The organism is Nonomuraea lactucae (assembly GCF_003313395.1).
GTDB classification, from domain to species: Bacteria; Actinomycetota; Actinomycetes; order Streptosporangiales; family Streptosporangiaceae; genus Nonomuraea; species Nonomuraea lactucae.
Genome location: NZ_QNFZ01000968.1, coordinates 1 through 10,963, shown reverse-complemented (window position 1 = coordinate 10,963; position 10,963 = coordinate 1). Strand labels below are relative to the sequence as shown.

Sequence of the window (10,963 nt, the reverse complement as noted above, 5' to 3'; positions counted from 1 at the left end):
ATCAGGGCGCCCATCGAGAGCCCCGGCGGGGCCACGGCGACACCGACCCGGTGGTCGGGGGCCACGGCGACCAGCGAAAGGCCACCCGCGTGACTCGCGCTGGCCCCGCCCGCCGGACCGCCGTAGCGGCGCAGCACCCGCCGCGGATCCGCACCGCCGGGCCGCTCCCCCAGCCAGAGGTGGACCTCGTCGGCCTCCGGCGGCTCGACCCGTCCGGACAGGTCGGCGGCGATGAGCGCGGCCAGGTCGGCGGGCCGGTCCTTGACGAAGAAGTGGCCGCCGTGCAGCGTGCGCAGCCCGAACCCGGCCGTGGTGTGCCTGGCCCAGCCCAGCATGTCGGCGGCGCCGACCTCGCCGTCGTCGAGGCCGGTGAAGGCCACGATCGGGACGTCCAGCGGCGGTTCGGGGGTGTAGCGGTAGTTCCTGATCCAGCCGAAATCGGCCCGGAGCACCGGCAGCAGCAGTTCGCGCAGCTCCGGCTCGTGCTTGAGTTCCGCCAGGGCTCCGGCGCGCCGTACGAGCTGGTCGATGAACGCGTCGTCGGGCAGGTCGGCGGTGGCGGCCAGCGGCACCTTGCGGTGGGGCGGGTGGGCGCCGCCGACGTAGAGCCGCGAGGGCTGCGGCAGGCCGCGGCGGCGCAGCTCACGGGCCACCTCGAAGGCGAGGCGGGCCCCCATGCTGTGGCCGTACAGGGCGTACGGCTCGCCGGTGCCGGGAGCGATCTCGTCGGTGACGTCGCCGACGGTGAACGCCGGGGGTTCGGCGATGCGGTTCTCGCGGCCGGGGAGCTGGAGGGGGCTCACCGTGACGCCGGGGAGGACGCCGGTGAGCTCGCGCAGGAGCCCGGCGTAGGCGCCGGCGCCTCCTCCGGCGTACGGGAGGCAGAAGATGGTGCGGGCGCGGCCCGGGTGGGCGGGGTGGCGACCCTGGGGCGCCGCGGTCAGCTGGCCGGCTATCGCCCAGCACCTCCCCGGCGGGATGCGGCCGTGTGGGGCGCGGGAGGAGTTGTGGCGGGCGTCGGCGGATGTGTACGTCGCTGATTGTAGAGGTGGTCATTCGCCATGTAACGGCGCTCCTCGACAAATGCGTTTTTAAACGCTCAATAGGATTTCGACCGAACGACTATCACATTTCATGTGATGTGACGTCAACTGCGGCAAGACTCTTATATCCGGGACTTACGGGCGGAGTCAACGATGCGTTTACCACAGGCCGCAACCTTCCACGAAACAGCAACCCATCCCTGTTGTGATCTTGCCTGACTCGGTGTCCGGTGATAGAGCGTGTCGACCCTTCTTGTGGGCTTAACCGTTGATTCGGTCCGGCCGATAATGGGATGGCGTCACCTCTTGGGGTGTTGCGACCGCTTTCGTGGATTATGGGGGCTTTGGGGATGTTTGGGGTGGGATGCGGGTGCGCTGTGGCCGGGGGGTGCCGCCTGCGGAGCCGACCGGTGAGCTCGGTCACCGCGCCTCATGGCGTGAAGAGGGAGGAATTCGGCAAATGTTCATGCATGCCGAGAATGCAGGGTCAGCCCTGGAGTCCCAGATAGTGGCCGAACGCCACTCTGCTAATCCTCCCGCTCCGCCATCGCGCGTCGACGCGGGACCCGACCCAGATTATGCGTGACTGTCAAGATGCGGAGAGACAGTTTCCAGCCTGTGTCAACTCCCCGCCTCGACACCCCTGTGCTGCCATGGCTGGGAGAACAACCTCCACGACGTGAAAGCGCTATAACACAATTGCCCGTCCATCTCGACTCCGGCCTGTCAGTGCCGCGCCTGTTTCGCGGAACCGCCGATGCCCTCATTTCGCGCCCCGGGCTCACGGCGAAAGCAAATCACCGGTGAAAGGCTTTCCCGCGCGTGACGCGGCGGAAAAGCGGCGATGGAAACGCGTGACGGAAAGGCGCGGCGGAAAGGCTCCCGCCTTCAGGCGAAGGTCAGACGACGGTCAGCGACGGTCAGGCGGTGGTGGGCTCGTACGGGCGGACCGCGGTGACCGACTCCAGCGGGATCGGCCCGTACACGTGGGGGAAGCCGCCCTCGAAGCGCACGTCCAGACCGGTCGGGTCGATCTCCAGCACCACCAGCGGGTCGCTGACGTGGCCGTAGAACGCGGCGTGCACGCCGCGCAACTGCTCCAGGTCGCGGCTGCAGTGGATGAAGCCCTCCTGCTCCAGGGTCCGGCCGAGAGTGGAGACGCGGTAGTCGCCCGCCGACCGGGCGGCCGCCCAGTCGGCGCGCAGCGCCAGGTGCAGGATGCTCACGGCCGCCACTCGGTCTCGAGCATGGCGTAGATCACCTCGTCGGTCCACTCGCCCTTGACGTGCTCGTTCTGGACGAGGTGCGCCTCCCGGCGCATGCCCAGCTTCTCCAGCACGCGGGCCGAGGCGGTGTTGCGGCCGTCGAGCCGGCCCACCACGCGGTGCAGGCCGAGCCCCTCGAAGCCGAGGCGCAGCAGCTCCCTGCCGACCTCGGTGGCGTAGCCGCGGCCGTGGTGGTCGGGGTGCAGGACGTAGCCGATCTCCCCCTGGCGGTGCTCCCTGCTGGTCCAGATCAGGACGCCGTTGCCGATCAACCGGCCGCTGTCGCGCAGCGTGATGGCGACCTCGAGGGCGTCGCCCTCCTCGTGCAGGGCGACCCGGGTCGTCCTCTTCTCGAGTTGGACGCGCACGGCGTCGAGGTCGCGCGGCTCCCAGTAGAGGTAGCGGGCGACGTCGGGGCGCGACTCGTAGGAGTGGAGCGCCTCCAGGTCGTCGTGCGTGAGCGGGCGCAGCAGCAACCGCTCGGTGAGGATCGGGTAGTCGGGTTTCAGCACGGGTGCAGTGTAGGTAACCCGCCGTCACGGACGCGAGGCGTTTTCGACCGCGTGGGCCAGCAGCTCGCGGGTCTCGGCGGGCGGGCGCTGCTCGACGATGAGCTCCAGCCACAGGGTGGACAGCGCCGTGTAGAGCAGGCGGACGCGCGGGTCGCCGTCCGGCAGGCGTAGGGCCTGCGCGACGAGGTGGACGCAGCCGTCGGTCCAGCGGCGGGCGATCTGGCGCAGCACGGGGTCGCGGCCGGCGTGCACGTACAGCTCCCACAGGCCGAGCTGGCGGGTGCGGTCGGCGGCGGCGATGAGGTCGGGCAGCCCGGTCAGGCCGTGGTCGGCGATCCAGTCGCGGGTGGTGGCGAGCTCGGCCTCGACGAGCTGGGCGAACGCCTCCGCCAGCAGCTGGTCGCGCGAGGCGAAGTAGTAGGTGGTGGCCGCCAGCGGCAGGCCGGCGCGCTGGGCGACGGCGCGGTGCGTGACCGCGGCGAAGCCCCCCTCGGTGAGCAGCTCCACGGCGGCGCCCAGGAGGGTGGCGCGCCGGAGCCGGCCGCGTTCCTGGGCGGGCGCGTTGGGGGCGCCGGGGATCAATGGGCACCTGTCAGGTTCAGGACGACCACGCCGCCGATGATGAGCAGGATGCCGCCGATCTTCACAGGGGTGAGGGACTCGCCCATGAAGGCGGCGCCGATGAGCGCGATGGCGGCGGTGCCGACGCCCGCCCAGACGGCGTAGGCGGTGCCCACCTCGAGCCGGAGCTTCAGAGCCTGGCCGAGGAGGAGGAACGAGGTGACGTAGCCGACGGTGACGACGGCCGACCAGCCGAGGTGTGCGAAGCCGTTGCTGAGTTTGAGCGCGGTGGTGGCCAGGACCTCCGCGGTGATGGCGAGGGCGAGCAGTAGCCAGGCCATGGCGGCCTCCTCCAAAAGTGGTACAGCCGTACCAGTTTAGCTCCTGCCGCGTACCAGCCATAGGCCCTGCCGGGGCGGATCGGCGCTTCGGCCCGATGCGCGAAATGCTCCTTCTTCTCCAACCTGGGAGCAGGCCGTCCCGGGGTGCTGTCAGCGGACCACGGGCGTCAGATGCTTACGCGCCCAGTCGGCGAACGTGGTCACCGGGATCCCCAGCGCCAGGGCGAACTCGGGCCGGGCCGGCTGGCGGACTACGTTGTTCCACTCGTGTCCGGCCCCCCACATCGGCATGCCCGCCGCGAGGGCCTCAGCCAGGCTCATCGACGGCGCGGCGATGGGCACACCCCACACGGCGGACAACGTTTGCGCGATCTGTGTCATCGTGAGCCGGTCGCCGGCAAGCTCCAGTTCCACTTCGTGGAACCGGTCAGGGTCGTTGACGGCGTGCGCGGCGGCCGCGCCGATGTCCTCACGCGCCACCAGCGCCAGTTCGGTGTCCGGGTTCAGCACCGTCAGCAGGCCGCCGCGGGGCCCGTTGGGCACCAACCCGAGCAAGTTCTCCATGAAGAACGCGGGCTTGATCACCGTCCAGCGGGCAAAGCCCGCACCCCGCACCGTCTCCAGGATCGTCTGCTTGGTGTCGAAGTAGCCCTGCATCGCCACCCAGCGGCCTTCCGCCCAGCCGGGGGCCTGGGTGTGCTCGCCGACCCCGCTGGTCGAGGACTGCACGAAATGCCTGACGCCTGCCGCCTTCGCGGCGTCGATCAGATTGGCGGCCTGGGCCAGCTCTCCCGCGAAGTCGACGCTGGTCTCGGTCATTGGCGGCATCTGCACCGAGAACACCGCGCGGACCCCATCGAGGGCCGGATCCAACGAGGCCCGGTCGGACAGGTCCGCCTTCACCAGCTCAGCGCCCAGCGCCTCGATGTTCTCGGCGGGCTCCGAGTGCGGGTCGCGCACGAGCGCACGTACCGGCGTGCCAGCGGCCAGAAGCGCGCGGGCCGTAGCCCCGCCTTGGCGGCCGGTGGCTCCGGTGACCAGGACTGGAGTGGCGTTTGCGGTCATGGTCTCCCTCCTCGTGGGCCGAACACCGAAAACGGCGGGGGCCGCCGTTTCCCTTCGCCATCGCCGAAGGCGAGGTCGCCACGCACGGCGCCGACGCCTCCCTGGAGCAGATCGCCCGCACCGCCGGCGTCGGATCAGCCACCGTGCGCCGCCACTTCCCCACCCGCCAGGCGCTGCTCGAAGCCGTCTTCCAGCAGCGCATCGAGAGCCTCTGCGGGCGCGCCCGTCAGCTGCTCGAAGCCGACGACAGCCGCAGCGCGCTCCTGGACTGGCTCCACGACCTCGTCGGCTATGCCGTCTCCGCCCGCGGACTCGCCGATGCCCTCGCCTACGCGCCCCCCACAAACGAGCCCGACCCGCACTCCTGCGGCAACGCGCTCGAAGCGGCCGGCGCCCGCTTGCCCCGGCGCGCCATCCGCGACAAGGCCGTCAAGCCGGACATCACCTTCCACGACCTGCTCACCCTCGCCGTCGGCATCGCGCTGGCCACCGAACGCCAAAGCGACCCCGCAGCCCAGGCCGACCGCCTCTTCCACCTCGCCGTCGAAGGGCTCAGCCCCTCCCAAGGGACCTAAACCCGAGGAACTGCTTGAAAACAGAGTCGAAAGCGTGTTCCATTGGGCGTTGTGGGTTGGGACTCGCTTTCGCTTGTGGACGCCGCCGACGACCGTCCCCTGATCGAGCGGCGGGCCGTCCTGCGCGGCGGGTTCTACGAGACCCAGGCCCGCACGATGATCGAGCGGGTGCCGCGGACCGCGGGCATCGCCCAGCGGTGGGCCGTCTCCCCCTACCGAGGCTGCGCCCATGCCTGCCGCGGCTGCGGCGCCCGCGCCGGCCACCGCAGGCTCGGGCTCGACGCCGGCGGCGACTTCGACACCCGCATCGTCGTCAAGCCCAACGCCGTGCCGCGGCTGCGCGCCGAGCTGGCCCGCTGGGACGGCGAGCCGCTGGCCGTGGGCGTCAGCGGCGACTGCTACCAGCAGGCCGAGCGGACCTACCAGCTGATGCCGGGCGTCATCGAGGCGCTCGGCGAGGCCGCCGTGCCGTTCACCGTCTACACCAAGAGCCCGCTGGTGCTGCGCGACGCCGCGCTCCTGGAGCGGGCCGGGGCGCAGGTGGCGATCTCCATAGCGTTCGTCGACGAGCGCATCCGCCGGGCCGTCGAGCCGGGCGCGGTCGGCGCGCAGGCCCGCCTGGAGCTGGTGTCGGCCCTGGTGGAGGCGGGGGTGGCGTGCCGGGTGCTGATGGCGCCGGTGCTGCCGCTGCTCAGCGACGCCGCCGACCAGCTGTCGGCCACCGTCCGCCGCATCGCCGCCACCGGCGCCCAGGCGATCGAGCCGATCGTGCTGCGGCTGCCGCCCGGCACCCGCGCCTGGTATCTCGACTGGCTCGCCGGGGCGCACCCGCACCTCGTCGAGCGTTACGAGGAGCTCTACGACCGCGCCGGGCTGCCCTCCCCCGGCTACGAGCAGCGCATCACCGGCCAGATCGAGCAGCTGTGCCACCTGTACGGCATGCGCTCGGGCCCGCCCGAGCCCGCCCCGCGCCTGCCCCGCTACCCCCAGCTCGCCCTGGTCTGAATCGCCGTCCCGCTCACCGGCCCACCGGCGGCATGGCGAGTTTTCGCAGTTCAGGCGGGGGCAGGGGTGAGGCGTCAGCGGCCGGGGTTTCGCCGCCGGCCGTTTCCTGGGCGCGTTCTGGACCGGTGGGCGCGTTCTCGACCGGGGGGAGCAGGGGGCATGGCTTTCGAGGAACTGAAGAAGCGGCAGAGCCTCGTCTGGGGCGCAGGCTCCTACGAGGGGTTTCCGGAGCACTACGTTCCCCTGCTCGACCATCTCGCGCGGGCGCTCGACCCCCGGCCCGGGGAGCGCGTGCTGGACGTCGGGACCGGGACCGGCGCGCTTGCGACACGCCTGGCGCGTACGGGCGCGGACGTCACCGGACTCGACCTCGCGCCCGCCCTGATCGAGACCGCCCGGAGCCTGGCCCGCGAGGAGGGCGCCGACGTCCGCTACGACGTCGGTGACGCCGAGGAGCTGCCGTACGAGACGGCGAGCTTCGACGCCGTCACCTCGTGCGTCGGCTCGATCTTCGCCCCGGACCACGAGGCGGTGGCCCGCGAACTGGCGCGGGTCTGCCGGCCCGGCGGCCGGCTGGCGCTCGGGCACTGGAGCTCCGAGCACGGGACGGTCGACATGTTCAAGGTCATGGCGCCCTACATGCCCGCCCCACCGCCCGGGGCCGGCTCGCCGTTCCAGTGGGGCGACCGCGAGTACGTGGAGCGACGCCTGGGCGAGGACTTCGACCTGCGCTTCGAGGAGGGCGACGCCCCCCAGGAGGGCGCCTCGGGTGAGGAGGTCTGGGAGCTGTTCTCGACGGTGTACGGGCCGACGAGGGTGCTCGCCGACTCCCTGGACCCCGAGCGGTGCGAGGAGCTGCACCGGGTCTTCGCCGACTTCTACGAGGGCTTCCGCACCGACGGCGGCGTACACCAGCCGCGGCCCTACCTGGTCGTCCTCGGGACCAGGCGCGGCTGACCTCATCCCGGGTGTCATGGTTTGCCACCCTCGCCAATGAGGTAGAGCACTGCAGAGAGTCACCATTCGGACACTGTCCGGCGTGTGGCTCGACGACGCGCGCCACGCCGAGGCGATGCCAGGCCGACGAGGGGGCTGAAGGCCATGAGCACAGCCGTGCCGGACACCACGCTGGACGAGGTTCACATCCTGTGGACCTCCGAAGGGATGAGCTGTGACGGGGACACCGTCTCCATCACGGCCGCGACGCTGCCCAGCATCGAGGACGTCCTGCTCGGCCTCGTGCCGGGGCTGCCGAAGGTGCACCTGCACAACAAGGTGCTGGCGGCGGAGACGGGCGGCGAGTTCATGGCGGCCTTCCACCGTGCCGCCGAGGGCGAGCTCGGCCCGTACATCTTCGTGGTCGAGGGGTCCATCCCCAACGAGCACATCAACGGCGAGGGATATTGGACGTCGATGGGCAACGACCCGGTGACCGGCCAGCCCATCACCGTCAACGAGTGGATCGACCGGCTCGCCCCCAACGCGTGGGCGGTGGTCGCGATCGGCACCTGCGCGGCCTACGGCGGCATCCACGCGATGGCCGGCAACCCGACGGGCTCCATGGGGCTCGCCGACTACCTGGGCTCCGGCTTCCGCTCCGCGGGCGGCCTCCCGATCGTCAACGTGCCGGGCTGCCCGGTGCAGCCCGACAACTTCATGGAGACGCTGACCTGGCTGCTCTACCAGGCGGCCGGGCTCGCGCCGATGATCCCGCTCGACCGGCAGCTCCGGCCGACCTGGCTGTTCGGCAAGACCGTGCACGAGGGGTGCGACCGGGCAGGCTACTACGAGCAGGGCGACTTCGCCCACGACTACAACTCGCCCAAGTGCCAGGTCAGGATCGGCTGCTGGGGTCCGGTCGTCAACTGCAACGTCACCAAGCGCGGCTGGATGGACGGCATCGGCGGCTGCCCCAACGTGGGAGGCATCTGCATCGGCTGCACGATGCCCGGTTTCCCCGACAAGTTCATGCCGTTCATGGACCAGCCGCCCGGCTCCTCCGTCTCGGCCGGGATGACCGGCGCCTACGGGCGGCTGATCCGCAGGCTGCGCTCCATCACCAACAAGACGGTCAACAAGGAGCCGAAGTGGCGTCACGACGGCCCGAGGCTGACCAGCGGATACGAGCCCCGCTGGCGCGGGTAGAAGGGGGAACGTCGCGGTGACGACACGTTCGGAGCAGGACCGGGAGACCCGGCAGCTCGTGGAGATGTCCTGGGACCCGATCACCAGGATCATCGGCAACCTGGGCATCTACACGAAGATCGATTTCAAGAACAGCGAGGTCGTCGAGTGCAAGAGCACCTCGTCGCTGTTCCGTGGCTACAGCGTGTTCATGAAGGGCAAGGACCCGCGTGACGCGCACTTCATCACCAGCCGGATCTGCGGCATCTGCGGCGACAACCACGCGGCGTGCTCGGTCTACGCCCAGAACATGGCCTACGGCGTCAAGCCGCCGCCGCTGGCCGACTGGATCGTGAACCTCGGCGAGGCGGCCGAGTACATGTTCGACCACACGCTCTTCCAGGACAACCTGGTGTTCGTCGACTACTGCGAGCAGATGGTCAAGGAGACCAACCCCAGCCTGCTGCGCCGGGCCGAGACGACCGAGGCGCCCCGCGGCGACATCCACGGCTACCGGACGATCGCCGACATCATGCGGGCGTTCAACCCGTTCACCGGCGCGATGTACCGCGAGGCGCTGCAGGTCAGCCGGCTCACCCGGGAGATGTGCTGCCTGATGGAGGGGCGGCACGTGCACCCCTCGACCCTCTACCCCGGTGGGGTGGGCACGGTCGCCACGCCGCAGGTGTTCACCGACTATCTGGTCCGCCTGATCAAGGCCCTCGACTTCATCAAGAGGGCCGTCCCGATGAACGACGACGTCTTCGACTTCTTCTACCAGGCGCTGCCCGGCTACGAGGAGGTCGGCCGGCGCCGGGTCATGCTCGGGTGCTGGGGGTCGTTCCAGGAGCCGGCGGTGGTCGACTACGACTACCGGAACATGGCCGACTGGGGCCGCCAGATGTTCGTCACGCCTGGGATCGTCCTGGACGGCGAGCTGATCACCACCAACCTGGTCGACATCAATCTGGGCATCAGGATCCTGCTGGGCAGCTCCTACTACGACGACTGGGAGAACGAGGAGACCTTCGTCACCCACGACCCGCTGGGCAACCCGGTCGACCAGCGCCACCCGTGGAACCAGACGACGCTGCCCAGGCCGCAGAAGCGCGACCTGGAGGGCGGCAGGTACAGCTGGGTGATGAGCCCGCGCTGGTTCGACGGGCGCACCGGCGACTACCTGGCGCTCGACACCGGCGGCGGGCCGCTCGCCCGGCTCTGGGCGACCGCCCTGGCCGGGCTGGTCGACACCGGGAACGTCCGGGCGACCGGTCACAGCGTGCAGATCGACCTGCCCAAGAGCGCCGCCTTCCCGGAGATGCGGTTCGAGTGGCAGGTGCCGAAATGGGCCAACACGATCGAGCGCAACCGGGCCCGCATGTACTTCGTCGCATACGCGGCCGCGATGGCGTTCCACTTCGTCGAGCAGGCGCTGACCGAGGTCAGGGCCGGGCGGACCCAGGTCTTCACCGACTTCGAGGTGCCCGACGAGGCGATCGGCTGCGGCTTCCACGAGGCCGTGCGCGGCGTCCTGTCGCACCACATGGTGATCCGCGACGGCAAGATCGCCAACTATCACCCGTACCCGCCCACCCCGTGGAACGCCAGCCCGAGGGACATCTACGGGACGCCGGGGCCGTACGAGGACGCGGTGCAGGGCCTGCCCATCTTCGAGGAGAACGGTCCCGACGGGTTCAAGGGCATCGACATCATGCGGACCGTCCGCAGCTTCGACCCCTGCCTGCCCTGCGGCGTCCACATGTACCTCGGCGGCGGGAGGGTGCTCAAGCAGGTGCACTCCCCCACGCTCGGCACGAGCCTGTCCGGGTAGGCCGCCGTGAACGACGACGACCTGGCCGAGCGGATGCGCAGGATCGAGGCCCTGCTGGACGACGACGCCGGCCCGCGGGCCGTCGAGCTCGCCGAGACGCTGCTCGACCTGTACGGCGAGGCGCTGTCGCGCGTGATGGCCGTGGTGTCGGCCGCGGGCGGCGGGCTGCCGGAGCGGGTGGCGTCCGACGAGCTGGTCTCGCACCTGCTGCTGCTGCATGGCCTGCACCCGCTCGACGCGCGCACCCGCGTGGAGCAGGCCGTCGAGCGCACGTTGGGGCAGACGTTGGGGCAGACGGCAGGACAGACGGCAGGACAGATGGCAGGACAGACGGCGGGGCGGCTCGACGGGGCGGGCGTGGAGGTCCTGGCGGTCGAGGACGACGTCGTCCGCCTGCTGGTGCGGCGCCCGCGCGAGGGCTGCGGGTCGTCCGCGCGGACGTTGCGGTCGGCCCTGGAGGAGGCGGTCCGCGACGCCGCACCGGAGATCGACCGGGTCGAGGTCGAGATCGAGCAGAGCGCGCCGCCTCCGGTCGTGATCCCCGTGGAGAGCCTGCTCAGGGCCTCCTCGCGGGACCGGCCCGGGGCGCGGGCGTGAGGCGGGCGCGATGACGGGGAGCCTGGCGGGCGGCGCGCTGCGCC

12 protein-coding genes are annotated in these 10,963 nt (G+C 70.8%); 6 read left to right on the top strand and 6 right to left on the bottom strand.

What is annotated here, in order from left to right; all coding sequences use genetic code 11:
• The 6 genes from DQW85_RS34190 to DQW85_RS34165 form a co-directional block, all read right to left on the bottom strand.
• A partial coding sequence (locus tag DQW85_RS34190) for a thioesterase II family protein (RefSeq protein WP_240197608.1) occupies window positions 1-839 on the bottom strand: 839 nt, incomplete at its 3' end.
• A gap of 1,124 nt (window positions 840-1,963) precedes the next feature.
• Window positions 1,964-2,269 (bottom strand): DUF952 domain-containing protein, encoded by a 306-nt coding sequence (locus DQW85_RS34185; protein WP_113703895.1) that lies wholly within the window; start codon window positions 2,267-2,269, stop codon window positions 1,964-1,966.
• Window positions 2,266-2,820 (bottom strand): GNAT family N-acetyltransferase, encoded by a 555-nt coding sequence (locus DQW85_RS34180; RefSeq protein ID WP_113703890.1) that lies wholly within the window; start codon window positions 2,818-2,820, stop codon window positions 2,266-2,268. Before DQW85_RS34180 ends, DQW85_RS34185 begins: the two co-directional genes overlap by 4 nt.
• A 24-nt stretch (window positions 2,821-2,844) precedes the next feature.
• Window positions 2,845-3,402: a TetR/AcrR family transcriptional regulator gene (locus DQW85_RS45020; RefSeq protein WP_162795598.1), complete on the bottom strand. Its 558-nt coding sequence runs from the start codon at window positions 3,400-3,402 to the stop codon at window positions 2,845-2,847.
• Window positions 3,399-3,722, bottom strand: a complete 324-nt coding sequence (locus DQW85_RS34170) for a DMT family transporter (RefSeq protein ID WP_113703894.1) — start codon at window positions 3,720-3,722, stop codon at window positions 3,399-3,401. Before DQW85_RS34170 ends, DQW85_RS45020 begins: the two co-directional genes overlap by 4 nt.
• 150 nt (window positions 3,723-3,872) lie before the next feature.
• On the bottom strand, window positions 3,873-4,787 hold the full coding sequence (locus DQW85_RS34165; RefSeq protein ID WP_113703889.1) for an NmrA/HSCARG family protein: 915 nt from the start codon (window positions 4,785-4,787) through the stop codon (window positions 3,873-3,875).
• Between DQW85_RS34165 and DQW85_RS34160 the strand changes: the two genes are divergently transcribed.
• The 6 genes from DQW85_RS34160 (at window position 4,778) to DQW85_RS34135 (ending at window position 10,919) form a co-directional block, all read left to right on the top strand.
• Entirely contained in the window at window positions 4,778-5,362 is a 585-nt protein-coding gene (locus tag DQW85_RS34160) for a TetR/AcrR family transcriptional regulator (protein ID WP_113703893.1), read from the top strand. The two genes, DQW85_RS34165 and DQW85_RS34160, sit on opposite strands and share 10 nt — an antisense overlap.
• Before the next feature lie 75 nt (window positions 5,363-5,437).
• Window positions 5,438-6,367 carry a radical SAM protein gene (locus DQW85_RS34155; protein WP_162795597.1) on the top strand — a complete coding sequence of 310 codons (930 nt, stop codon included), beginning with the start codon at window positions 5,438-5,440 and terminating at the stop codon, window positions 6,365-6,367.
• A 159-nt stretch (window positions 6,368-6,526) separates the two neighbouring features.
• Window positions 6,527-7,324 carry a class I SAM-dependent methyltransferase gene (locus DQW85_RS34150; protein WP_113703888.1) on the top strand — a complete coding sequence of 266 codons (798 nt, stop codon included), beginning with the start codon at window positions 6,527-6,529 and terminating at the stop codon, window positions 7,322-7,324.
• Between the two features lie 144 nt (window positions 7,325-7,468).
• Complete coding sequence (locus tag DQW85_RS34145) at window positions 7,469-8,512, top strand: NADH-quinone oxidoreductase subunit B family protein (RefSeq protein WP_113703887.1); 1,044 nt, start codon at window positions 7,469-7,471, stop codon at window positions 8,510-8,512.
• A gap of 16 nt (window positions 8,513-8,528) precedes the next feature.
• Window positions 8,529-10,322, top strand: a complete 1,794-nt coding sequence (locus tag DQW85_RS34140; RefSeq protein WP_240197607.1) for a nickel-dependent hydrogenase large subunit — start codon at window positions 8,529-8,531, stop codon at window positions 10,320-10,322.
• Window positions 10,323-10,328: 6 nt separating this feature from the next.
• Complete coding sequence (locus DQW85_RS34135; protein WP_113703886.1) at window positions 10,329-10,919, top strand: NifU family protein; 591 nt, start codon at window positions 10,329-10,331, stop codon at window positions 10,917-10,919.
• Window positions 10,920-10,963 lie beyond the last annotated feature (44 nt).